This window comes from Stenotrophomonas sp. pho, assembly GCF_006228405.1.
Classification (GTDB): Bacteria; Pseudomonadota; Gammaproteobacteria; order Xanthomonadales; family Xanthomonadaceae; genus Stenotrophomonas; species Stenotrophomonas sepilia.
In genome coordinates this window covers 3,129,305-3,152,612 of sequence record NZ_CP029759.1, presented here as the reverse complement: position 1 = coordinate 3,152,612, position 23,308 = coordinate 3,129,305, and the positions used below count along the sequence as shown (strand labels likewise).

Genomic DNA, 23,308 nt, shown 5'->3' with positions numbered 1-23,308 from the left:
GTCCAGACACGCGGTCCGGGATACGACGGGATTAGAAGTCGTACTTGACCTGGGCCGAGATCTGACGGCCGTAGACGCTGTAGAAGCCGTCGTTGAACGGGGTCGATTCGTTGCCCGGGTAGTTGTAGCGCTGGCCTTCCGGCAGCTTGTTGAACACGTTGTTGACCATCAGCGACAGGGTCAGATCGTCCTGTGCCTGGTAGTTCAGGCTCATGTTGTACGTGGTGTACGAGCCCCACTTGCCGGCCTTGGCGCCGGAGGAGTGGACGTAGTCGTAGCTGCGGCCGGTGTAGGCCAGGTAGTTCGGGGTGCTGCCGACGTAGTTCGCGTACACGGTGGTGGTGAACTTGGAGATGGCCCAGCCCACCGACACGTCGCCGCGTACCTTGGCGAAGTTGTCGTAGTACCACATGTTGTACGGATCGCTCAGCAGGTCCAGCTTCTGCGCACCCGGCAGGGCCACCACTTCACGCTTGAGCATGTTGGTGTAGTTGCCGGAGAACATCAGCGAACCGAAGCGGCCCAGGTCCTGCTGGTACTTGGCACCGACGGTCACCGCTTCCAGGTTTTGGCTGGCCACGTTGAGCTTCGGGTGTACACGCGGGTCAGGTTGCCACCGGCGTCGCGGGTCACCCAGTCGGTCACGTTCTGGCAGCTGGCCGAGGTGTTGTTCGGCAGGCCGTTGTGGCACTGGTACTCGGCCAGCAGCAGCTGGTCGGTGCTCAGGGTCTTGACCTCGTTCTTGATCTTCCAGTTGTAGTAGTCGACCGACAGCGAGAAGTTGCTCACCGGGGCCCACACCACGCCTGCGCTCCACACGTCGGCGGTGATCGGCTTCAGGTCCGGGTTGCCGGACTTTTCGCTGTACACCGAGGTGGTCTTGTAGAACGAGCAGGCTTCGTCACGCAGCGCGTAACCCATCTGGCTGCAGCGGTAGTAGTCGTTCTGGCCGGAGGCGAACGAGCCGCTCATGCCCTGGAAGGCATCGGACAGGGTCGGCGCGCGGAACGCGGTGCCGTACTTGCCGCGCAGCAGCAGGCTTTCCACCGGACGGTATTCCAGGCCGATGCTGTAGGTGGCCTTGTCGACGGTCTTGTCGGCGATCTTGAAGGCGTCATAGCGGCCCGAGGCGCTGATGGTCAGCGACTCGAACACCGGCATGCGCAGTTCGCTGGTCACCGCGTAGTTGCTGCGGTGGCCGGCACCGGCCACGGCGCTGGCGCCCCACGCGTTGCCATCGACGAAGGCCTGGTCGGGCGAGTAATCCCAACCCTCGCTGCCGCCTTCCAGCACGACGGCCAGGCCGGCGTCGCCGCCCGGCAGGGAGAACAGCGAACCGTTGGTCACCTGCACGCGACCGAGGTTCTGCCAGGTCTTGCTGCGGTGGGTGCCATAGCCGGTGAAGCTGGCGAACTGGTCCGGGGTGATCGGCGAGTAGAAGGCGGTGTAGTTCGGGTTGTAGATGCCGAAGCCATCAGCAGTGGTGCCCAGGCGCGGGCCCAGCACGGTGTCGCCGAAGAAGCCTTCGATCTTGTCCTTCCAGCGCGCGAAGCGGTTCTGGTCCAGACGGTATTCGCCGCGGGTGAAGCTGGCGCTGTAGTCCCAGTCGCCGACCATGCCCTTGCCGCCCAGGGTGACCTGGTAGGAACGGCTCTCATCGGAGTTCAGGATGTTGTTGTAGTGGCCCGGGCCGATTTCTTCCGGCGCGAAGGCGCGCTGCAGGTTCACGACCTTGCCCAGGCCCTGGTCGTAGAAGCCGCCCATCACCGACTTGGTGCCCCACCACAGGGCGCTGGAGCCGGAGGTGAATTCGGTCTTTTCCTTGCTGTACAGCACGTCGGCGAACAGCTGGAAGTTGTCGTTCACGTCGAAGGTCATCGACGAGTAGAACTGGCCGCTGTTCTTGCCGTTCTTCAGGGTCTTGTAGCCGGCGCTGTACACCGAGCCGCACGATTCGCCCGATGCACGCTTGCCGACGGTGGTGGTGCCGTCGTACAGGCCTGCCACGTTGGCGCAGCGGGTCGGGTCCATCATGTACAGCTTGTTGTCGGCGTTGCCGATGACAGCAAAGTCGTTCGACGGCAGCTGCGCGGTGTAACCGACCGGGTTGTTCTGCTTGGTGATGTCACGCTGGTAGCCCCAGATCGGGCTGCCGTTTTCGATCTGCACGTTGACCAGGGCGTGGAAGCGGTCGTCGAACGCGTTGAAGCCCTTGGCGGCGCTGAAGCGGATGTTGCTGCCACCACCTTCGGTGTAGGTGCCGCCACGGATCGACATCGTGCCGCCGTCCATGCGTTCCTTCAGGATGATGTTGACCACGCCGGCGATCGCGTCCGAGCCATACAGCGACGACTGGCCGCCCGGCAGGACTTCGATGCGCTCGACGATGTCGATCGGAATGCCGCTGATGTTGTTGAACGACTCGCTGCCGTTGTACAGCGCCGGATACGAGAGCATCGGGCGGCCGTTGATCAGGTACTTGGTGTAGCCCGGATTCAGGCCGAACATGCCGGCGGCTTCGGCGCCCTGGGTGAACGCACCCGAGGTCTGGCCACCCTGCAGGCCGCCGGTGGTCAGCGATGACTGCTGCAGCACTTCAGCAACACTGCTGAAGCCGCGGGTCTGGATGTCTTCGGCGGTGATGGACATCACCGGGGTCTGGGTTTCGACCTGGGTCTGCGGGATCAGCGAACCGGTGACGGTGATCTTGTCCAGGTTGGTCGCCTTGTCCTGGGCCATTGCCGGGAGGCGGCCATCAGAGCGGAAATCAGGGCGACGGCGAGCGTGTTGCGACGTGCGGTATTGCTGACGTGTTTCATGTAGTTCCAATGGAGAGCAAAAAACAAAAACGGCACTGCGCATGCGCCATCGCGCGGGCCGGAACAACGGGCTCCGCAGCTCAAAACAGTGCTGATCGAACGTAACATGAACTTAACAATCTGTGCACGAATCCGTCGCAATCCTGAATTTCAGTCAGGTTACGTCCAGCTTGTATGATGTCGGGTTATTCCCCTGACTCCGCCGGTGCTCGTTGTGAACAGTTCTCCCCGCCGTCCCCATGCCAGCCAGGTCCAGAAGGGACTTACGCCGCATGCCCGCATCCGCAATGTCATCGCGGTCGGTTCGGGCAAGGGCGGCGTCGGCAAGTCCACCACCTCGGTGAACCTGGCCGTGGCGCTGCAGCAGCTCGGTGCGCGGGTGGGCGTGCTCGACGCCGACATTTACGGCCCCAGCGTGCCGGCCATGCTGGGGCTGTCCGGCCGCCCGGAAAGCCCGGACAACAAGAGCATCGAGCCTCTGCGTGCGTTCGGCGTGGACACCATGTCGATCGGCTACCTGATCGAAGAAGACACCCCGATGATCTGGCGCGGCCCGATGGCCACCTCGGCGATGACCCAGCTGTTCAACGATACCCTGTGGGACGACCTGGATTTCCTGCTGATCGACCTGCCGCCGGGCACGGGTGACATCCAGCTGACCCTGACCCAGAAGATTCCGCTGGCCGGTGCGGTGATCGTCACCACGCCGCAGGACATCGCCACGCTGGATGCGAAGAAGGCGCTGAAGATGTTCGAGAAGGTCGAGGTGCCGGTGCTGGGCATCGTCGAGAACATGGCGGTGCACACGTGCAGCAGCTGCGGGCACATCGAGCACCTGTTCGGCGAGGGTGGCGGCGAGCGCATGGCCGCGCAGTACGGCGTGCCGCTGCTGGGGTCGCTGCCGCTGCAGATCGGCATCCGCGAGCAGGGCGATGCAGGCACGCCGATCACCGTGGCCCAGCCGGATTCGGCACCGGCCCAGGCCTACCGCCATGCCGCGCAGCGCCTGATCGAGGAAGTCGGCAAGCGCCCGCGGGCCTCGATCCCGATCCTGTCCTCGCTGCTGTAAGTGCCGGGGCAGGGGCCGCCGGCGCAGGCCGGCCCCCTGCTAGAATCCTCGCGCCCCCTCGTACCCCCCAGGACAAAGCATGAGCATCAAGAGTGACCGTTGGATCCGCCGCATGTCCGAGCAGCACGGCATGATCGAGCCGTTCGAGGCCGGGCAGGTCAAGCAGGCCAACGGCCAGCGCATCGTCAGCTATGGCACGTCCAGCTATGGCTATGACGTGCGCTGCTCGCGCGAGTTCAAGGTGTTCACCAACATCAACTCGACGATCGTCGATCCCAAGCACTTCGATCCGGGCAGCTTCGTGGATATCGTCGGCGATGAGTGCATCATCCCGCCGAACAGCTTCGCGCTGGCGCGTACCGTGGAGTACTTCCGCATTCCGCGCGATACCCTGGTGGTGTGCCTGGGCAAGAGCACCTACGCGCGCTGCGGCATCATCGTCAACGTGACGCCGCTGGAGCCGGAATGGGAAGGCCACGTCACCCTGGAATTCAGCAACACCACGCCGCTGCCGGCGCGCATCTACGCCAACGAAGGCGTGGCGCAGATGCTGTTCTTCCAGGCGGCCGCCGATGACATCTGCGAGACGTCGTACCGCGACCGTGGCGGCAAGTACCAGGGCCAGACCGGCGTGACCCTGCCGCGGACCTGAAGATTGCAGGCGATCTGTAGAGCCGAGCCATGCTCGGCTTCAAGGCAGGGCAGCCGAGCATGGCCCGGCTCCACATGAAGGAAGGCGGCGCAATGCGCCGCCTTCCTTATTTGCCGCGACCGAACAGCATCGCGATGCCGACACCCACCAGGGCCACCGGCCACCAGGTCAGCAGCAGCTTGGACAGGTTCAGGTGCGTCCAGCCGAGATTGCTGGCGAGCATGAACAGGCCGATCAGGATCAGCAGGACGGCGGCAACGAGGTTGAATCGCATCGGGTCGGCGAAGGCTCAGGACAGGGCCGGATATCCTAGCCGTTCCTTCCAGTAGGCGACATGCTGGTCCAGCGCCGCCGGCTCGTAGCGGTGCGCCGGGCCGCTGCCCCAGACCGGGCCCGGCCAGGCCGGATCACCGTCGTGGCGGCCGATCACATGGAAATGCAGCTGGCGCACGATATTGCCCAGCGCCCCGATGTTGATCTTTTCCACCCCGTCGGAGCCCTTCAGGGCCTTGCAGGCGCGGTTGAGCTCGGTGCGGAGCTTGTCCTGCTGCTCGCCGTCCAGCTCGATCCACTCGGTGACCCCGGCCAGGCGCGGTACCAGCACCAGCCAGGGGAATCGTTCGTCGTTCATCAGCCGCACTTGCGACAACGGTCCTTCCGCCACCAGCACGCTATCGGCGGCCAGGCGTGAATCGAGTTCGAATTCGCTCATCCAAGATGCTCCGAGAAGAAGTCCAGGGTGCGTTGCAGCGCCAGGGCGGCGCTGTCTGGATCATACGCATGTCCGACCTCCCGGTTGAAGGCATGATCGGCCGGATAGACGTAGGTGGCCATCTGCGGCAGCTTCTCGCGGTGGGCCTGCACGGCTTCCGGTGGGATGCTGCGGTCCTGGGCGCCGAAGTGGAAGATCACCGGCGCCTTGGGTGTCTCATCAAGGAACTGGACGTTGCGGGCGCCGTAGTAGCTGACCGACGGCAGCCCCAGGCGCACTGCGGACAGCATCGCCACCGTGCCGCCCCAGCAGTAGCCGACGGTGCCCACCTTGCCGTAGGGGGCCAGCCGGGTGGCCGCCGCGCGGACCACTTCCAGCGCCCGCTCCATGCCCAGCGCGCCGACCCGTTCCAGGCCCTGCTTCACGCCGTCGGCGTCGTAGGGCAGCGCGTCCGGATCGGCGTCGGGGCCATCGAGCAGGTCAAAGAACGAGGGCGCCAGCACCGCATAGCCTTCCGCCGCGAAGCGCTCGGCCACGCTGCGGATATGCGGATTGGCGCCGAAGATTTCCTGCACCACCACCAGGCCGCCGCGCGCGTGCCTTCCGGCAGGGCCTGCCAGGCCCGTACCGGGCCGTGATGCGTATCCAGGGTGATCCACTCGGCCATCGTTTCCATCTCGTTGTGGGGAACAGAACGGCATTGTCGGTGCTGCATGGGTTAGCGCGATGTCAGCGGCTGTGCGGGATCGGGCGGCTGGCCATTCAGAGCGCGGCCGCCAACCCCGGTATACTGGCGCCCTTTCAGGCCCCGGCCCCCAGGAACCCCTGCCACGACGGCAGGGGCCCCGGCCCCCAGAGTCCCGCGATTCCATGTCCCAGCTGAACCCCAAAGTCGGCTTCGTCAGCCTTGGCTGCCCGAAGGCCCTCGTCGATTCCGAGCGCATCCTCACCCAGCTCCGTTCGGAAGGCTACGACATCGTCCCGTCCTACGATTCGGCCGACGTGGTGGTGGTCAACACCTGCGGCTTCATCGATTCTGCGGTGACCGAGTCGCTGGACGCGATTGGCGAAGCGATGAACCAGAACGGCAAGGTCATCGTCACCGGCTGCCTGGGCAAGCGCCCGGAGCAGATCCGCGAGGCGTACCCCAACGTGCTGGCGGTGTCCGGCCCGCAGGATTACCAGAGCGTGATGGAAGCGGTGCATGAAGCACTGCCGCCCAAGCACGATCCGTTCGTGGACCTGGTGCCCGACTACGGTATCAAGCTGACCCCGCGCCACTACGCGTACCTGAAGATTTCCGAAGGCTGCAACCACAAATGCAGCTTCTGCATCATTCCGTCGATGCGCGGCAAGCTGGTTTCGCGCCCGGTGGATGAGGTGCTGCGCGAAGCCGAGCGCCTGGTGCGTGGTGGCGTGCGTGAGCTGCTGGTGGTTTCGCAGGACACCTCGGCCTACGGCGTGGACGTGAAGTACGCCGAGAAGATGTGGCGCGACAAGGCCTACCAGACCCGTTTGAAGGCGCTGTGCGAAGGCCTGTCGGAGCTGGATGCATGGGTGCGCATGCACTACGTGTACCCGTATCCGCACGTGGACGAAGTGGTGCCGTTGATGGCCGAGAATCGCATCCTGCCGTACCTGGATATCCCGTTCCAGCACGCCAGCCCGCGCATCCTGCGCCTGATGAAGCGCCCCGGCGCGGTGGAGAAGACCCTGGAGCGCGTGCAGAACTGGCGCCGTATCGCGCCGGACATCACTGTGCGTTCGACCTTCATCGTCGGCTTCCCGGGCGAGACCGAAGCCGAGTTCGAGGAACTGCTGTCGTTCCTTGACGAAGCGCAGCTGGATCGCGTCGGTGCGTTCGCCTACTCGCCGGTCGAGGGTGCCACCGCCAACGACCTGCCTGACGCCGTGCCGGAAGAGGTGAAGCAGGAACGCCTGGCCCGTTTCATGGAGAAGCAGGCGCAGATTTCCGCCGCGCGCCTGGAAGCCAAGATCGGCACCGTGCAGCAGTGCCTGGTCGACGCCATCGAAGGCGACATCGCCGTGGCCCGCTCCAAGGCCGATGCCCCGGAGATCGACGGCCTGGTGCACATCCAGAATGCCGACCAGGTGCCGCTGCGCGTGGGCGAATTCGTCGACGTGGAGATCACCGAGAGCGACGAGCATGACCTGTACGGTGACGCGCTGGCGGCCGCCCCCGTCCGGCGTTCGACCTCAAGGTGCTGTGATCGCAGCGACGGCCGCCACCGGCAACGGCGGTGGTTCACGGCGCTTCGTACCGCCGCCACGTGCGGCGGTAGCTGCACGGCGGTTCGAGCACCCGCTGTTTGCCGGGCTTCAGGACTTCCGTGACCTGCTGGACGGCATCGCATGGCCGTCCATCGCGGCGCTCGATGCACGTCTGGCCGTGCCTGGCAAGCGCCTGGTTGAACAGGACGCCGCGCTGCTGGCCGATGGCCTGCATTATGAGGCGCGTATCGCGCAGGGACGCATCGCCACCCGTGCCGGCAACTGGCACGACCTGTTCAATGCGCTGGTGTGGGCCTCACAGCCGCAGCTGAAGCGCGCGCTCAACGTGCGGCAGTGCCTGCATATCGAGGCGATGCCACCCGGCCAGCGCAATCGCGCGCAGGCCGCCTTGACCCAGTTCGACGAAACCGGCGTGATCGTGCGTGTGCGCGATGACTCACTGCTGGCTGCCTGGGATGCACACGACTGGCCCGCGTTGTTTGACCCGGTGAACTGGCAGAGCGGTGACATCGCCATCACTGTGGTATTCGGGCATGCGCTGATGGAACAGGCCCTGCTGCCGGGGCGATTGCTGGTCGGCAAGTGCGTGGTGGTGCAGGGCGATGTCGAAGCCGCCTGTGTCGACGTGGTGAGCGCTGCCATTGCCGAGGGCAGGGCAGTGACCGATCCGCTTCAGCTGCGGCCGTTACCATTGGCCGGTGTTCCCGGCTGGCATGACGTGCAGGATTCTGCCTTCTACCGCAATGCCGACTATTTCCGCCCGCCTCGTGCAGGGCGCACGTACCCGCCACCGTTGTAGAGCCGAGCCCATGCTCGGCTGCGTTGCCCATCAGCCGAGCATGGGCTCGGCTCTACAACGGCGGCGAGGTCGGGCATGGCTCGACGCTACATAGGCTCGTACTCCACGCCGATCACTGCAAAGGTGAACTGCCCGCCGGGCAGCTCCACCGAGAACTCATCATCCAGCCGCTTCTTCAGCAGCGCACGCGCCAGGGGGAATCGATGCTGATCCAGCCCAGGCCCGCATCGGTCTCATCCGGGCCGACAATGCGATAGCGGCTGGTGTCGCCGCTGTCCACGTTCTCCAGTTCCACCCACGCGCCGAAGAACACTGCGAGCGGATCGGTTGGCGTCGTATCGACCACGCGCAGCGATTCCAGCCGCTTGGTCAGGTAGCGCACGCGGCGGTCGATCTCGCCCAGTTGCTTCTTGCGGTAGGTGTACTCGGCGTTTTCGGAACGGTCGCCTTCTGCTGCAGCGGCGGCGAGCGCTTTCACCACTTCCGGGCGGCGCACGCGCCATAGCTCATCCAGTTCGGCCTTCAGTCGCGCATGCCCGGAAGCGGTGATCAGGGCGGTGCTTTTTTCTGCGGGGGGACGCCAACGGGACATGCAATACGACTTCTTTTCTGGATGACGAATGAGAGAGCAGGGTCAGATCCCTTTCCAGCGGAAAGGGCTCTGACCCCAGCAGGGGCAGCTAGCGCTTGCCGCCGAAGATGCCACCGAGGATGCCGCGCACGATCTGGTTGCCCAGCTTGGTGCCGACAGTGCGCGTGGTCTGCTTGGCCATGGTTTCGATCATGCCCTGGCGGCGCTTGGTGCCGAAGATCGCATCCTTGATGGCCTGGCCGAACCCCCTTCCTGAGCTTCGTCCTGCTCGCGGCTGCGCGCGGCCGGCGCCTGTGCCTGCTCGATGCTCTTCTGCGCGCGCTGGGCCAGCAGTTCGGCGGCCGATTCGCGGTTGATCGCGGTGTCGTAGCGGCTGCCGACCGGGCTGCCGGCGCGTACCTGTGCACGCTCGGCCTCGGTGATCGGTCCCATCCGGCAGCGCGGCGGCGCGATCAACGTCTGCTGCACGGGCATCGGCACGCCCTTGTCCTGCAGCGTGGATACCAGTGCCTCACCGGTGCCGAGCTGGCTCAGCACCTTGGCCACGTCCAGCTTCGGATTCGGCACGAACGTCTCGGCCGCGGTTTTCACCGCCTTCTGGTCGCGCGGGGTGAACGCACGCAGTGCGTGCTGAACGCGATTGCCCAGCTGGCCGAGAATATTGCCCGGCACGTCGTCGGGGAACTGCGAGCAGAAGTACACGCCCACGCCCTTGGAACGGATCAGGCGCACCACCTGCTCGATGCGCTGCACCAGCGACGGCGGTGCATCATCGAACAGCAGGTGCGCCTCGTCGAAGATGAAGACCAGCTTCGGCTTGTCCAGGTCGCCCACTTCCGGCAGCTGCTCGAACAGTTCCGACAGCAGCCACAGCAGGAAAGTGGAATAGAGCTTGGGCTTGAGCACCAGCTGGTCGGCGGCGAGGATGCCGATCATGCCGCGGCCGTCGTGGTTGACCCGCATGATGTCGGCCAGTTCAAGTGCCGGTTCGCCGAAGAAATTCTCGCCACCGTCCTGCGCCAGGCGCAGCACCGAACGCTGGATCGCCGCGATCGACTGCGCACTGACCAGGCCGTACTCGGTGGAAATGTCCTTGCGCTCCTCGGCAACCAGGCCGAGCAGGGCGCGCAGGTCGTCCATGTCCAGCAGCAGCAGGCCGCGGTCGTCGGCCAGCTTGAATACGATGTCGAGTACCCCGGCCTGGGTGTCGTTCAATTCGAGGATGCGCGACAGCAGGGTCGGGCCCATCTCGCTGACCGTGGTGCGCACCGGGTGGCCCAGCTTGCCGTACAGGTCCCAGAAGATGGTGGGGCTGGCGGCCGGCGCATAGTCGGCCACGCCGATCTCGGCGGCACGCTGGAGCAGGTTTTCTGCGCCGGTGCCGGGCACGGCCAGGCCGGAGACATCGCCCTTCACATCGGCCAGGAACACCGGCACGCCCCGTCGCGAGAAGCCCTCGGCCAAGGTCATCAGGGTCACGGTCTTGCCGGTACCGGTGGCGCCGGCCACCAGGCCGTGGCGGTTGCCGAGTTTCGGCAGCAGGGTGACGGCAACATCGTCGGTAATGCCTTTGCCGAGCAGAATCGGATCCATGGTCCAGCCCTTGTGATGAATAGCCCAATGTTAACCGCCGGCAGTGACGGTCCGAAGGTCGGCTTGCCCGGACCTTGGCGGCGCCGCTACTCTGCCTGCCTGTTTCGCACACAGTGCCATCAATGCCCGTTCCTGTCCTGATTTCCCGCGGTTGGCCGCTGCTGGCCCTGGCCGGCCTGGTTTCCCTGGCGCCCGACGCCCACGCACAGCGGGTTTCGGCCCGGGACAAGGTGAAGGTGGATGCGCTGCAGCAGCGCATGACCGCCGCCGAAAAGCGCTACGGCGATGCCCTGCTGCTGGTCGCCAACGCCGATCCCAAGGGCAGCAACGAAGCCGATGCCGCGCTGGAGGACATGGAAGATGTCCTCAACGACTGCGTCAAGCAGAAGGGCTGCCAGATGGGGACCCTGCTGGCCAGCTACAAGCGCCTGCTCAAGCACGACGCCGATGCCGCCGCCAGCGATGACGTGGCCGATGAGGGCGGTGACCGTCTGGAAGCCGACCCGGACCACATCGGCCCCCTCACCGCCGACGTGCCCGAGGCCGCGCGCGCTGCCGCGCTGTTGAACGACAAACGGCACGCCTTCGACAGCATGGTCGAGTACAACCCGGCGGTGCAGGCCGGCATCCGTCGCTGGCTGACCGACATGCGACCGGCGCTGCTGACCAGCTACGAGAATTACCAGAACCTGCGCGCGGTGATGTGGCCGGAGTGGGAAAAGCGCGGCCTGCCCGAGGCGCTGCTGTTCGGGATCATGGCCAAGGAATCCAACGGCCGTGTGCATGCTTCCTCGCGCGCCGGCGCCGCCGGCCTGATGCAGTTCATGCCGGCCACCGGCCGCCGTTTCGGCCTGGGCCCGGACGGCACCGGCTTCGATACCCGCTTCGACGCGCGCAGCGCCGCTGAAGCCAGCGCCAGCTACCTCAACGAGCGCCTGCGCGAACTGAACAACAACGTGGAAATGTCGGTGGCCGCCTACAACGGTGGTGAAGGCCGTGCCGCACGCGTGTTCAAGCAGAGCGGTGGGCAGAGCTTCTGGACCGACAGCGTCTACAACCAGTTCCCGGGCGAGACCAAGGACTACGTGCCGATGGTGATCGCCGCGGCCTGGATCTTCCTGCACCCGCAGCAGTACGGCGTGGAGTTCCCGAAGATCAGCGCGCAGCCGGCCACGCTGCGCCTGGCCAAGTCGACCACCATCTACGAACTGACCATCTGCCTGGGCAGCCACGGTACCCGCGATGGCTACATGCGTGCGCTGCGCAACCTCAACCCGCGCTATGAGGCCGATGGCTGGATTCCGGCCGGCACGCTGATCAATGCCACCACCCGCATCGCCGGCCTGTACCAGCGCAACTGCGTCAGTGGCCCGCGTGCCGACCTGGCCCGCACGTTGATCACCGCTGATCTCAACGCGGCGATCAAGCGCCCGGCCGTGGCGAGCTATACCGGCAGCGTGGCGGTGGGCGGCGTGGTGCCGGTGGCCGACGCGGCTGCATCCACCAGCGTGCCGACCGCACCGGTGGCGCCGGTGTCGACGCCACGCCCGGCACCGGCGGCGCGCCCGAAGCCGGTGCGCAGCCACAAGGTGGGCCGGGGGAGACCCTGGGCGCCATCGCCGCCAAGTTCCAGTGCGACCTGCCGACCCTGGCCCGCGCCAACGGCCTGAAGGCACCGGCCTACAGCCTGCGCCACGGCCAGACGCTGAAGCTGCAGGGCTGCGACAAGTAATTCCCCCGACCCCTGGAACCCGCATGGATCTCGAAGACACCCGCAACCTGTTCGCCAACCTCCGCGAAAACACCGACTGGGACATCAACGGCCCGTTGCTGTGGGGGTATTTCTTCGTCCACGCCAGTGCCGAGCCGCTGCAGGCGCTGGCCCAGCACCTGCAGGCGCAGGGCTACACGTTCGTGGAACTCTTCGAGCAGGAACCGGAAGAGGGCGACGCCTCGTTCCACGTGCTGCACGTGGAGCGGGTGGAAATCCACGACGAAGCCTCGCTGGACCGCCGCAACCAGGAATTCGCGGCGCTGGCGGCGGAGCACGGCGTGGAAGACTACGACGGCATGGACGTCGGCCCAGCACCGGTCCTGCAGTAACGCGCGTACCGGTAGTGCCGGCCGCTGGCCGGCATCCCCTTTTTTGTCAGCGCAGCTTTGCCAGGGCCTGGCCCAGCTGCACAGGGCTCTCGGCGCCCAGCTGCGGTGCGAATTCGGCCACGCCCGGCGGCAGCAGCACCACCACGGTCGAGCCGTAATTGAAGCGTGCCATCTCGGCGAAACGCTCCAGCTTGATGCCCTGGCCGCGGTAGTCCTTGCGGGTGATGCGATCGCCGTAGGCCGGGATCTCCTCGCCGCTCCACACGGTTTCCACGCCGGATACCAGCAGCGCGCCAACCATCACGCTGACCATCGGGCCGAAGCTGGTGTCGAAGTGGCAGACCAGGCGCTCGTTGCGGGCGAACAGGCGCGGCACCCCGTTGACGGCCGCAGGACCGACACTGAACAGGCGTCCTGGCACGTGCACGGTTTCACGCAGGGTGCCGGTCCACGGCATGTGCACGCGGTGGTAGTCGCGCGGCGACAGGTACACGGTGGCGTACAGACCGTCGTTGTACGGCTTGGCATCCTCGTCGCTGCCCAGCAGCTCGGCGGCGGTGAACGACTGGCCCTTGGCCTGGAAGATGCGGCCGGCCTCGATCTTCCCCAGCTGGCTGATGCGGCCGTCGGCCGGCATCACCAGGCTGCGCGGATCGGCATCGGCCACGCGCGCGCCCGGCTTCAGCGCGCGGGTGAAGAACTGGTTGAAGGTCGCATAGCTGCGCGGGTCCGGGTTGGCCGCTTCGTCCAGGTTGACGTTGAACTTGCGGGTGACGGTGTCGATCAGCCAGCGCGACACGCGCGGATCGTCCGAGTACGCCAGCGAGCGTGCCATCGAGGACAGCAGGCGATGGGGCAGGGCGTACGTCAGGGCGGTGGTGAGGCTCATGGGGCGGTTTTCTCGGTCAGCTTCTGCAGGTCGCGGGCGATCGCCGGCGCATTGAACGGGGGCGCACCAGGCCGGCAAGGCGGCCCTGCGGGTCGAGCACGGCCAGGCTGGCCGAATGCTCGACGGTGTAATCCTCGGGGTTTTCGTCGAAATGCTTGCCCGGCACTTTCTGGAACACGAAACCCAGCGAGGTGGCGAAGCGCTCCAGCGAGGGGATATCGGCGGTGGCGGCCAGGGTGTCCTTATGGAAGCCGTGCACGTACTCGCCCAGGCGGGTGGCGCTGTCGCGGTCCGGGTCGACCGAGATGAACAGCACGCGCGGGCGCAGGCCATCGGGCAGGGCCTCCCACTGGTTCTGCGCGCCGGCCAGCTCGGCCAGGGTGGTCGGGCAGACGTCCGGGCAGAAGGTGAAGCCCAGGAACACCAGGGTCCAGTGGCCCTTCAGTTCGCCCGGGATCAGGCGGGTGCCGTCGGACTGGGCCAGGTTGAAGTCGGGCAGTTCACGCGGCTGCGGGTACAGGGTGATCGCTTCGGTGGCCGGGCGTTGGCCGGCGGCTTCGGCGCGAACACCTGCTGGGCGGCGAGCAGGCCAAGCCCCGCCGCCAGGGCGATCAGCAGGATGATGCCGGCATTGCGATTGAACATGGGGGCTCCCACGCGAAATGGGCTCCATCATACCGGCTGCGGCCCGATCGTTTCCGCCGCAACGGATGCTGCCGCGGGCGCCAGCCCCTATAATCGGGGCCACTTTGCCCGCAGTACCGCCATGACCGCTGAAACGGCCGCCGAACTCCACACGATCATCGATCTGATCCGCTACGGCACCAGCCGTTTCAACGAAGCCGGGCTGACCTTCGGGCACAGCTACGACAATGCGCTGGATGAGGCAACCCAGCTGGTGCTGCACAGCCTGCACCTGCCGCACGACCTCGGCCCGGCCTACGGCCAGGCACGCCTGCTGCAGGCCGAAAAGCTGCGCGTGCTGGAACTGTTCCAGCGTCGCATCGACGAACGCATCCCCGCTGCCTACCTGACCGGTGAGGCCTGGTTCGCCGGCCTGAGCTTCAAGAGTGACACGCGCGCGCTGGTGCCGCGCTCGCCGATCGCCGAACTGATCGAATGTGGTTTCGAACCGTGGCTGGCCGGCCGCGATGTCAGCCGCGCGCTGGATCTTTGCACCGGTTCGGGCTGCATCGCCATCGCCATGGGCCACTACTACCCGAACTGGGAAGTGGACGGCGTCGACCTGAGTGACGACGCACTGTCGCTGGCCGAGGAGAACAAGGAGCGCCTGCAGGCGCACAACGTTACCCTGATCAAGTCGGACCTGTTCAATGGCCTGACCGGCCGCCACTACGACCTGATCGTCACCAACCCGCCGTACGTCACCAACGACGAGACTGATGCCCTCCCGCAGGAGTATTCCTACGAGCCGGAAATGGGCCTGCGTGCCGGTGACGATGGCCTGGACCTGGTGCTGAAGATCCTGCGCGATGCCCCGCTGCACCTGAGCGAAGACGGTCTGCTGATCTGTGAAGTGGGTGAGTCCGAACAGCATCTGGTCAAGCTGCTGCCGGAAGTCGATTTTTCCTGGATCGAGTTCAAGGTCGGCCAGATGGGCATCTTCGCGGTCGAATGCCGCGAGCTGATCGCCCACAGCGCACGCATCACCGAACTGGCGGCGCAGCGCCCGTGAGCTCCAATTCGTTCGGCAAGCTGTTCACCGTCACCACGTTCGGCGAGTCGCACGGGCCGGCCATCGGCTGCGTGATTGATGGCTGCCCTCCGGGGCTGGCGCTGGACGCGACCGAATTCGCCCACGACCTGCAGCGCCGTGCGACTGGCAAGAGCCGGCACACTTCCGCGCGGCGCGAGGCCGACGAGGTCGAGATCCTGTCCGGCGTATACGAGGGCCTGACCACCGGCACTCCGATCGCGCTGCTGATCCGCAACACCGACCAGCGCAGCAAGGATTACGCCAACATCGGCCAGCAGTTCCGCCCGGGCCATGCCGACTACAGTTACTGGCACAAGTACGGCATCCGCGATCCGCGTGGCGGTGGCCGTTCCTCGGCACGCGAGACCACCATGCGCGTGGCCGCCGGCGTGGTCGCCAAGAAGTGGCTGGCCGAGCGCTTCGGCGTGACCGTGCGTGGCTACCTGTCGCAGCTGGGCGACATCACCCCGGCCGGTTTCGACTGGTCGGCGGTGGAAGACAATCCGTTCTTCTGGCCGCACGCCGCACAGGTGCCGGAGCTGGAGGCGTACATGGATGCGCTGCGCAAGTCTGGCGACTCGGTCGGTGCGCGCGTGGACGTGGTCGCCGACAACGTGCCGCCGGGCTGGGGCGAGCCGATCTACGGCAAGCTTGACGGCGAACTGGCCGCTGCGCTGATGAGCATCAATGCGGTGAAGGGCGTGGAGATCGGCGACGGATTCGCCAGCGCCGCGCAGAAGGGCACCGAGCACCGTGACCTGCTGACGCCGCAGGGCTTCGCCAGCAACCATGCCGGCGGCATCCTCGGTGGCATCTCCACCGGTCAGCCGGTCGTCACGTCGATCGCCCTGAAGCCGACGTCCAGCCTGCGCCTGCCGGGCCCGTCGCTGGATACGGCCGGCAACGTGGTCGAGGTGGTCACCACCGGCCGCCACGATCCCTGCGTCGGCATCCGCGCCACGCCCATCGCCGAGGCGATGGTGGCGCTGGTGCTGATGGACCAGGCGCTGCGTCATCGCGCGCAGTGCGGCGATGTCGGCACGATCACCCCGCGCATTCCCGGGCAGATCGATGGCTGACACGCGGCCGACCGTGTGGGTGAGCCAGCCGCTGATCGAGGCGGCCATCGCGCCGCTGCGCGATCGCGTGCAGCTGCGCAGCACCGACACCGTCACCGCCTGGTCGCCGGACCAGATCGCCGCACAGCTGGCCAGCGCCGACGGCGCGATCATCACCCTCAACGAGCGCATCGGTGCGGCCCAGGTAGCCGATGCCACGCAGCTGAAGGTGATCGCCAATGTCGGCGTCGGCTACAACAACCTGGATGTCGACGCGCTCAGCGCGGCCGGCATCCTGGCCAGCAACACGCCGGACGTGTTGACCGAAACCACCGCCGATCTCGGTTTCGCGCTGCTGATGGCAACCGCGCGCCGGATCACTGAGTCCGAGCGCTGGCTGCGTGAAGGGCAGTGGCAGCAGTGGTCGTTCCAGACCATGCTGGGCGCGGATGTCCATGGCAGCGCGCTGGGCATCCTTGGCATGGGCCGCATCGGCCAGGGCATCGCCCGCCGCGGCGCGCACGGTTTCGGCATGAAGGTGCTGTACCACAACCGTTCACGGTTGCCGGCCGATACCGAGGCGTCGCTCAGCGCGACCTACGTGGACCTGGATACGCTGCTGGCACAGTCCGACCATCTGGTAACGGTGCTGCCCTACACGCCGGCCTCGCATCACATCATCGATGCGGCTGCGCTGGGGAAGATGAAGCCGACGGCAACCCTGGTGAACATCGCCCGCGGCGGCATCGTCGACGAACTGGCGCTGGCCGAAGCGCTGGCCAACGGCCACCTGGCTGCCGCCGGCCTGGATGTGTACGAGGGCGAGCCGAAGGTGCGCCCGGAGCTGCTGGCGCTGCGCAACGTGGTGCTCACTCCGCATATCGGCAGCGCTTCGCTGGCTACGCGCACGGCGATGGTACAGCTGGCTGTGGATAATCTGGCTGCCGGGCTCGGCCTGGACGGCGGCCCGTCGCGCATGCCGAGCGCGATCAACGCTGACGCGGCGATGGCCGCGCGCGTGACGCTGGGCAAAAAAACCGGGAAACGATAGGGAACCTCCGCGCGCTCCGCTTGAGGAGGTTCCCCGAACCCAGCTGTCGTGCGTGTTTTTCCCCATTCCAGTTTTCGTGAGAGTTCCCCATGAGCAATGCACAGCGCAGTTTCCACGTCGCCGTCGTCGGTGCCACCGGCGCCGTTGGCGAGACCATGTTGTCGATCCTGGCCGAGCGTGATTTCCCGGTCGGTAGCCTGAGCGTCCTCGCCTCCGAGCGTTCGGCCGGTGGCGAGATCGAATTCAACGGCCAGAAGGTCAAGGTCCAGGACCTGGCCACCTTCGATCCGACCGGTGTCGAGATCGCGCTGTTCTCGGCTGGCGGCAGCGTGTCCAAGGAATACGCACCGAAGTTCGCCGCCGCCGGTGCGGTGGTGATCGACAACTCCTCGGCCTTCCGTTACGACGATGACGTGCCGCTGGTGGTGTCCGAGGTCAACCCGGAACAGGTCGCCAACCGTCCGCGCGGCATCATCGCCAACCCGAACTGCTCGACCATGCAGATGCTGGTGGCGCTGGCGCCGCTGCACCGCAAGTACGGCATCGAGCGCATCAATGTGTCCACCTACCAGTCGGTGTCCGGCGGTGGCCGCTCGGCGATGGAGGAACTGGGCAAGCAGACCGGCCAGCTGCTCAGCTTCCAGGAGATCGATCCGCAGCGCTTCCCGGTGCAGATCGCCTTCAACCTGATCCCGCACATCGATGACTTCCAGGACAATGGCTTCACCAAGGAAGAGATGAAGCTGATCTGGGAGACCCGCAAGATCCTGGGTGACGACAGCATCCTGGTGAACCCGACCGCGGTGCGCGTGCCGGTGTTCTACGGCCACTCCGAGTCGGTGGCGATCGAGACCCGCGACAAGGTCACCGTCGCTGAAGCGCGCGCGCTGCTGGAGCAGTCGCCGGGCATCGAAGTGGTGGATCGTCACGAGGCCGGTGGTTACCCAACCCCGGTCACCCACGCCTCGGGCACCGACGCGGTGTACGTCGGCCGCATCCGCGAGGACCTGTCGCACCCGCGTGGCCTGAACCTGTGGATCGTGTCGGACAACGTGCGCAAGGGCGCTGCCCTGAACGCCGTGCAGCTGGCCGAGCTGGTCGCCGCCGAGCAGCGCTGATCACAGCGGTTGCCTCACCGGTAGTGCCGGCCGCTGGCCGGCATTGCCGTGATGTGTGGGCGTGCGTGTCTGCTGGCCAGCGGCCGGCGCTACCGAAGGTCCCCTCGGTGGGTGCGGACCCCGGTCCGCACGCTTTATAGTGTCGCCCATGAATAAACGGGCCAGGGGCGCGAAGCGCCCGCTCCTCTATCTTTCCACCGCGCTGCTGGCCCTGGCCAGCAGTTCGGCGCTTGCCCTGGGCTTGGGTGACATCCGTGTCCTGTCCAAGCCGGGCCAGCCCCTGCTGGCCGAAATCCCGGTAGTCTCGGCCGATCCATCCGAACTGGAGAACCTGCGCGTCGCGCTGGCCTCTGCGGTCACCTTCGAGCGCGTCGGCCTGCAGCGGCCGGCCGGGCTGGTCAGCGAGCTGCAGTTCGAACTGACCCGCAATGCGCAGGGCAGGGCGGTGGTGCGGGTGACCTCGCAGACGCCGGTCGAAACCCCGTCGCTGAGCTTCCTGATCGAGGCCGACTGGGGCCAGGGCCGCCTGGTGCGCGAATACTCGGCACTGGTTGATGCGCCCTCGAGCGCACTGGCGGTGGCCGAACCGGAAATCGTCGCGCCGGCCGGTACCCTCTCCAACACCATCGTCCGTGACGTTGCACCGGCACCGGCCGCTGCGGAGAGCGCAAGCGCACCTGCGCCGTCCACTGCGGCAGCGCCGGCACCTGCATCGGCTCGCCCGCGTGCAGGGGCTGCACCCGCTGCCGCGCAGGCAGCCGATGGCAGCGTCATCGTCCAGCGTGGGCAGACCCTGTCGCAGATCGCCAGCGCGGTGGCCCGCGGCAACCAGGTCAGCCGCGACCGCGCGATGATCGCCCTGCTGCGGGCCAACCCGGAGGCCTTCATCCGCGGCAACGTCAACCTGCTCAAGCAAGGCGCCGTACTGCGCATGCCCGGCAGCGATGCACTGGCGGCGGTCGATGCCGCCGAGGCCGCAGCGCTGGTGCGCGAGCATGCCGCGCAGTGGCGGCAGGCGCGCACCGTGCCGCAACCGGCGGTACCGTCGCCCCGGTGGCCGCGGCGGCAACCACGAACGCTTCTTCCCCGGCCGCGGCCAATGGGGCACGACTTGAAATCGCCCCGGCGCTGGCTTCCGACGCCGCGCGCGCGGGCACAACCACCGGCACTGGAGCCGGCAGCGAGGGTGACATGCTGGGCAACGAACAACTGCGCCAGGCACGCGAGGACATCGCGACCCGCGATGCCGAGATTGGCGAGCTGAAGCAGCGCGTCGCCGACCTGGAAAAACTCAAGGAACAGCAGCAGTCGCTGATCGCGATGAAGGACAACGACCTGGCCGCCGCGCAGCAGCGCCTGGCGCAGGTACCGGATACCCGCGATGCGGCAACGCCGTGGTACTGGCTGGGGCTGCCGGTGCTGCTGCTGGCGGCCGGTGCAGCCTGGCTGCTGCGTCGTCGCAAGCCATCGCCGCTGCCGCCGCTGCGCGACGAAGACGATGCCGCCGGTCTGATCGCTGCGGTACCGGCGGGCGCGGCGCTGGATACCCTGGCCGAGCAGTCCTCGTGGTCGTCGGTGGTGCCCGAAGCGGGCCGCCAGGAGCCGGCGATGCCGGCTTGGGCGAGCGAAACCGGGGGGCAGGATGACGTGGTTGCCGAACCGGTCGCCGACGTCGCCGCCCAGGCTGACTGGCAGGCGCAGACGCTGCGCGATGACGAAGTGGTGGAGCTGCCCGAGGCAGTGACCGACCTGCCGCGCTGGGACGAGCCGGTGCTCACGCAGGAGGATCCCACGCCGGCCGCCGCAGCGCAGGATGAGCCGCTCGCGCAGGCGGCCCCCGGCGAGGTGGCAGTGCCGGACTACGCGCTGCATGCCGAACAGCAGCCGCAGTTCCGCGGCGTGTTCGACCTGCCGGCAGAGCACCCTGACGGCGAGGCTTCAGGCGCAGCACCGCACGACGCGCTGGCCGCTGCGCCGCATGAAGACGGTACTGCGGCGCCGGCCGGCGATGCCGGCTGGGCGCCGCGCGCCGGGCAGGAGCGCCTTGAGCTGGCCATCGCCTACCTCGACCTGGGCGATGCCCAGACCGCGCGAACGTTGCTGCAGGAAGTGGCCGAGGGCGGCGACCTGCACTGCCAGGCCCAGGCCCGCGAACTGCTGGCCCGCCTGCCGTGATCGACCCTGCCGACAAGGACCGCGCCATGAGCCGCGAGCGCCGCATCGACTACGTTGAATTCGCTTCCACGGATCCTGCGGCCAGCCGCGCCTTCTTCGAGAAGGCGTTCGGCTGGTCGTTCGTAGACTATGGCAGCGACTACACCGCGTTCGACGACGGCCGCCTGCAGGGCGGCTTCTTCCGCGGCCAGCCGCTGCGGGCCAGCGATGCCGGTGCGCCACTGCTGGTGCTGTACGCTGACCAGCTGGCACCGATCGAAGCGGCGGTGCTTGACGCTGGCGGTGAGATCATGCGGCCGGTGTTTTCCTTCCCCGGCGGCAGCCGTTTCCAGTTCGTCGAGCCCGGCGGCAACGAACTGGCGGTGTGGTCCGAACGCGATCCGGCCTGAGCGCCGCCCCTCCCGCAATATCTGAGGTAGCACATGCGTTACGCGCTTGGCGTCGAGTACGACGGCAGCGATTTCAGGGGCTGGCAGAACCTGGGCGAGGGCGGCCCGAGCGTGCAGGCCAGCCTTGAGCAGGCCCTGTCGTCGGTGGCCGATGCGCCGCTGCAGGTGGTCTGTGCTGGCCGCACCGATGCCGGCGTGCACGGCCAGTGCCAGGTCGTGCATTTCGATACCGACGTGCTGCGCGATCCGCGCGCGTGGATGCTGGGCACTACCACCCGCCTGCCGCGCTCGATCGCAGTGCGCTGGTGCGTGCCGGTGGCCGAGGATTTCCACGCGCGTTTCTCCGCGCGCGCACGCCGCTACCGCTACCGCCTGCTCAACCGCGAAGTGCGGCCCGCGCTGGACCGGCAGACCTTGAGCTGGGAGCGCCGCGCGCTGGACGAGACCCTGATGCACGCCGCCGGCCAGGCCCTGCTCGGTGAGAACGACTTCAGCGCGTTCCGTTCGGTGCAGTGCCAGGCGCTGCACGCCCGGCGTGAGCTGCAGTCACTGCAGGTCAGCCGCCAGGGCGAGGTGATCGAGGTCGCCGTGCAGGGCAATGCATTCCTTCATCACATGGTCCGCAATATCGTCGGATCGCTGATCCTGGTGGGCAGTGGCGAGAAGCCGGTGGAATGGATCGCCGAACTGCTGGCCGGGCGCGATCGCACCGTAGCCGGTCCCACCGCACCGCCGCAGGGCCTGGTGTTCCTTGGGCCCCTGTACCCCGACAACTGGCACCTGCCCGCCGAGGTCACGCTATGAGCCGTTCCTACTACCGCACACGCATCAAGTTCTGTGGCATGACCCGGGCCGGCGACGTCCGCCTGGCCGGTGAGCTGGGCGTGGACGCGGTGGGTTTCATCTTTGCCCGTGAAAGCAGCCGCCGGGTCGCTCCGGCCGAGGCACGCGCGATGCGCCAGGCGATCGCGCCCATGGTCGACGTGGTGGCGCTGTTCCGCAACAACAGCAAGGAAGAAGTGCGCGAGGTGCTGCGCACGGTACGACCGACCCTGCTGCAGTTCCACGGCGAGGAAGACGAGAGCTTCTGCCGCAGCTTCAACATGCCGTACCTGAAGGCGATCGCCATGGGCGGCCGTGAAGAGATCAACGCCCGCACCCTGCAGCTGCGCTATCCCAGCGCCGCCGGCTTCCTGTTCGACAGCCACGCGCCGGGCGGCGGTGGCGGCACCGGCGTGGCCTTCGATTGGGGCCGCATTCCGACCGGCCTGCATCGCCCGTTCCTGCTGGCCGGTGGCCTGAACCCGGAAAACGTCTACGACGCGGTGCTGGGTACCCTGCCGTGGGGCGTGGATGTCTCCAGTGGCATCGAACTGGAGCCGGGCATCAAGGACGGCGATAAGATGCGCACCTTCGTCGAGGAAGTGCGCCGCGCCGATTGCACGGTTCTTGAGTGATTGGCGTCACTATTTGCCGTGATCTGGACCTGGATTTGAGCCTGCACGCATTCTTCACATAGGATGGACCCAAGCGCGCCTGCCATGAGGGTCGGCGCGGGGATCGACGGGACGTGCATGGCGCGTCCCGAACGGGCGGCCGCCGCCCACAGCCCAGGAAGGCAAGCGATGCAGGAGTTCCTCACCGTCGTGTTCGGTTTCCCGACCCTGCCGTACAGCATCGTGCTGGCGGTGGCGGTGCTGTATTGGGCACTGGCGGCCTTCGGCCTGGTCGACGACGGGTTTGGCGATGCCGGCGCCGATGGGGCACTGCATGGCGACCCACATGAGCTGCAGGGACTGTCCGCGCTGCTGGCGCGCTGGGGCCTGGGTGGGGTTCCCCTCATGCTTGTGGTGACGCTGCTGGGTTTCTTCGCCTGGATCGTCACCTATTTCGTCCATCTGTTCGTGCTGTTGCCGCTGCCGGACCTGCTGCGCTGGGCCATCGGTGCGGTCGTGGCCCTTCTGGCGCCGTTGCCGGCGGTGCCGTTCACCGCGCTGCTGCTGCGCCCCGTCCGCAGGTTCCTGCTGCGCCTGCGCCCGGTGGCGCAGGCCTCGCTGCTGGGGCGTACCGGCGTGGTTGCCTCGCCGAAGGTGGATGCCCGCAGCGGTCACGCCACCTTCGACGATGGCGGCGCCGGACTGGTGCTGCAGGTGCGCAGCGAGATCGAACTGCAGCGTGGCGAGCGCATCGTGCTGGTCGAACACGTGGCTGATCAACACCATTACCGGGTGGTCCGCGCCGACGCGGTCGCCCTCGACTTCCAGGACAACCTGCTTCCGGGCAACAAGGAGAATCACTGATGACGTTGGCAACCATGGC

The 23,308-nt window shown here is 66.9% G+C and carries 15 protein-coding genes and 8 pseudogenes; 15 read left to right on the top strand and 8 right to left on the bottom strand.

All coding sequences use genetic code 11. The features are described from left to right. Positions 1-31: 31 nt before the first annotated feature. Positions 32-2,819, bottom strand: a pseudogene (locus DL544_RS14875) (TonB-dependent receptor plug domain-containing protein). Positions 2,820-3,033: 214 nt separating this feature from the next. On the opposite strand from DL544_RS14875, the gene apbC reads away from it, so the two are divergent. Together apbC and dcd are read left to right on the top strand one after the other, a co-directional pair. Beyond that, positions 3,034-3,888 carry an iron-sulfur cluster carrier protein ApbC gene (gene apbC / locus DL544_RS14870; protein ID WP_005418013.1) on the top strand — a complete coding sequence of 285 codons (855 nt, stop codon included), beginning with the start codon at positions 3,034-3,036 and terminating at the stop codon, positions 3,886-3,888. Positions 3,889-3,967: 79 nt separating this feature from the next. Then, positions 3,968-4,540: a dCTP deaminase gene (gene dcd / locus DL544_RS14865; protein WP_005418012.1), complete on the top strand. Its 573-nt coding sequence runs from the start codon at positions 3,968-3,970 to the stop codon at positions 4,538-4,540. Positions 4,541-4,646: 106 nt separating this feature from the next. Here dcd and DL544_RS21325 read toward each other — a convergent pair whose 3' ends face one another. The 3 genes and pseudogenes from DL544_RS21325 to DL544_RS14855 all read right to left on the bottom strand — a co-directional run bounded on the left by DL544_RS21325 (position 4,647) and on the right by DL544_RS14855 (position 5,919). After that, positions 4,647-4,814 carry a LiaI-LiaF-like domain-containing protein gene (locus DL544_RS21325; RefSeq protein ID WP_005418011.1) on the bottom strand — a complete coding sequence of 56 codons (168 nt, stop codon included), beginning with the start codon at positions 4,812-4,814 and terminating at the stop codon, positions 4,647-4,649. 15 nt (positions 4,815-4,829) lie between these two features. Further along, the gene (locus DL544_RS14860; RefSeq protein ID WP_005418010.1) at positions 4,830-5,252 is read right to left on the bottom strand and encodes an HIT domain-containing protein; all 423 of its coding nucleotides are present in this window, start codon (positions 5,250-5,252) and stop codon (positions 4,830-4,832) included. Continuing rightward, positions 5,249-5,919 (bottom strand): annotated as a pseudogene (locus tag DL544_RS14855) (dienelactone hydrolase family protein). Before DL544_RS14855 ends, DL544_RS14860 begins: the two are co-directional and overlap by 4 nt. Positions 5,920-6,122: 203 nt before the next feature. Between DL544_RS14855 and rimO the strand changes: the two are divergent. Further along, positions 6,123-7,483 (top strand): annotated as a pseudogene (gene rimO / locus DL544_RS14850) (30S ribosomal protein S12 methylthiotransferase RimO). Beyond that, the gene (locus tag DL544_RS14845) at positions 7,480-8,304 is read left to right on the top strand and encodes a DUF3025 domain-containing protein (RefSeq protein ID WP_139727430.1); all 825 of its coding nucleotides are present in this window, start codon (positions 7,480-7,482) and stop codon (positions 8,302-8,304) included. The pseudogene rimO and the gene DL544_RS14845 overlap by 4 nt, the downstream one beginning before the upstream one ends. Positions 8,305-8,390: 86 nt before the next feature. Here the strand turns inward: DL544_RS14845 and greB are convergent. Together greB and DL544_RS14835 are read right to left on the bottom strand one after the other, a co-directional pair. Next, positions 8,391-8,896: pseudogene (greB, locus tag DL544_RS14840) on the bottom strand (transcription elongation factor GreB). An 88-nt stretch (positions 8,897-8,984) separates the two neighbouring features. Continuing rightward, positions 8,985-10,489, bottom strand: a pseudogene (locus DL544_RS14835) (helicase HerA-like domain-containing protein). 122 nt (positions 10,490-10,611) lie between these two features. On the opposite strand from DL544_RS14835, the pseudogene DL544_RS14830 reads away from it, so the two are divergent. Further along, positions 10,612-12,221: pseudogene (locus DL544_RS14830) on the top strand (transglycosylase SLT domain-containing protein). A gap of 23 nt (positions 12,222-12,244) precedes the next feature. Further along, complete coding sequence (locus DL544_RS14825; protein ID WP_139727428.1) at positions 12,245-12,592, top strand: ribonuclease E inhibitor RraB; 348 nt, start codon at positions 12,245-12,247, stop codon at positions 12,590-12,592. A 46-nt stretch (positions 12,593-12,638) separates the two neighbouring features. On the opposite strand, the gene asd is transcribed toward DL544_RS14825, so the two are convergent. Both asd and DL544_RS14815 read right to left on the bottom strand, forming a co-directional pair. After that, complete coding sequence (asd, locus tag DL544_RS14820; RefSeq protein WP_053501139.1) at positions 12,639-13,481, bottom strand: archaetidylserine decarboxylase; 843 nt, start codon at positions 13,479-13,481, stop codon at positions 12,639-12,641. Next, a pseudogene (locus DL544_RS14815) lies at positions 13,478-14,126 on the bottom strand (SCO family protein). The gene asd and the pseudogene DL544_RS14815 overlap by 4 nt, the downstream one beginning before the upstream one ends. A 121-nt stretch (positions 14,127-14,247) precedes the next feature. On the opposite strand from DL544_RS14815, the gene prmB reads away from it, so the two are divergent. From prmB to DL544_RS14770, 9 genes and pseudogenes are all read left to right on the top strand, one after another. Further along, entirely contained in the window at positions 14,248-15,177 is a 930-nt protein-coding gene (gene prmB, locus DL544_RS14810; protein WP_069139585.1) for a 50S ribosomal protein L3 N(5)-glutamine methyltransferase, read from the top strand. Continuing rightward, positions 15,174-16,277, top strand: coding sequence for a chorismate synthase (gene aroC, locus DL544_RS14805; protein WP_139727425.1), 1,104 nt, complete (start codon positions 15,174-15,176; stop codon positions 16,275-16,277). Before prmB ends, aroC begins: the two co-directional genes overlap by 4 nt. Continuing rightward, positions 16,270-17,307, top strand: a complete 1,038-nt coding sequence (locus DL544_RS14800; protein ID WP_065179164.1) for a 2-hydroxyacid dehydrogenase — start codon at positions 16,270-16,272, stop codon at positions 17,305-17,307. Before aroC ends, DL544_RS14800 begins: the two co-directional genes overlap by 8 nt. A gap of 89 nt (positions 17,308-17,396) precedes the next feature. Beyond that, positions 17,397-18,425 (top strand): aspartate-semialdehyde dehydrogenase, encoded by a 1,029-nt coding sequence (locus DL544_RS14795; protein ID WP_065179163.1) that lies wholly within the window; start codon positions 17,397-17,399, stop codon positions 18,423-18,425. A 148-nt stretch (positions 18,426-18,573) separates the two neighbouring features. Beyond that, positions 18,574-20,600 (top strand): annotated as a pseudogene (locus DL544_RS14790) (FimV/HubP family polar landmark protein). 26 nt (positions 20,601-20,626) lie between these two features. Then, the gene (locus tag DL544_RS14785; protein ID WP_139728134.1) at positions 20,627-20,989 is read left to right on the top strand and encodes a VOC family protein; all 363 of its coding nucleotides are present in this window, start codon (positions 20,627-20,629) and stop codon (positions 20,987-20,989) included. 33 nt (positions 20,990-21,022) lie between these two features. Continuing rightward, complete coding sequence (truA, locus tag DL544_RS14780) at positions 21,023-21,793, top strand: tRNA pseudouridine(38-40) synthase TruA (protein ID WP_065179161.1); 771 nt, start codon at positions 21,023-21,025, stop codon at positions 21,791-21,793. Further along, positions 21,790-22,446, top strand: coding sequence for a phosphoribosylanthranilate isomerase (locus tag DL544_RS14775; protein ID WP_065179160.1), 657 nt, complete (start codon positions 21,790-21,792; stop codon positions 22,444-22,446). Before truA ends, DL544_RS14775 begins: the two co-directional genes overlap by 4 nt. 168 nt (positions 22,447-22,614) lie before the next feature. Then, positions 22,615-23,289, top strand: coding sequence for an OB-fold-containig protein (locus DL544_RS14770; protein ID WP_065179159.1), 675 nt, complete (start codon positions 22,615-22,617; stop codon positions 23,287-23,289). The last annotated feature ends 19 nt before the right edge of the window (positions 23,290-23,308 follow it).

Coding starts and splice junctions, on each gene's coding strand:
- DL544_RS14770 (WP_065179159.1), top strand. CDS start 22,615: ATGCAGGAGTTCCTCACCGTCGTGTTCGGTTTCCCGACCCTGCCGTAC.
- DL544_RS14860 (WP_005418010.1), bottom strand. CDS start 5,252: ATGAGCGAATTCGAACTCGATTCACGCCTGGCCGCCGATAGCGTGCTG.
- prmB (WP_069139585.1), top strand. CDS start 14,248: ATGACCGCTGAAACGGCCGCCGAACTCCACACGATCATCGATCTGATC.
- truA (WP_065179161.1), top strand. CDS start 21,023: ATGCGTTACGCGCTTGGCGTCGAGTACGACGGCAGCGATTTCAGGGGC.
- DL544_RS14775 (WP_065179160.1), top strand. CDS start 21,790: ATGAGCCGTTCCTACTACCGCACACGCATCAAGTTCTGTGGCATGACC.
- DL544_RS14825 (WP_139727428.1), top strand. CDS start 12,245: ATGGATCTCGAAGACACCCGCAACCTGTTCGCCAACCTCCGCGAAAAC.
- DL544_RS14800 (WP_065179164.1), top strand. CDS start 16,270: ATGGCTGACACGCGGCCGACCGTGTGGGTGAGCCAGCCGCTGATCGAG.
- dcd (WP_005418012.1), top strand. CDS start 3,968: ATGAGCATCAAGAGTGACCGTTGGATCCGCCGCATGTCCGAGCAGCAC.
- asd (WP_053501139.1), bottom strand. CDS start 13,481: ATGAGCCTCACCACCGCCCTGACGTACGCCCTGCCCCATCGCCTGCTG.
- DL544_RS14795 (WP_065179163.1), top strand. CDS start 17,397: ATGAGCAATGCACAGCGCAGTTTCCACGTCGCCGTCGTCGGTGCCACC.
- DL544_RS14785 (WP_139728134.1), top strand. CDS start 20,627: ATGAGCCGCGAGCGCCGCATCGACTACGTTGAATTCGCTTCCACGGAT.
- DL544_RS21325 (WP_005418011.1), bottom strand. CDS start 4,814: ATGCGATTCAACCTCGTTGCCGCCGTCCTGCTGATCCTGATCGGCCTG.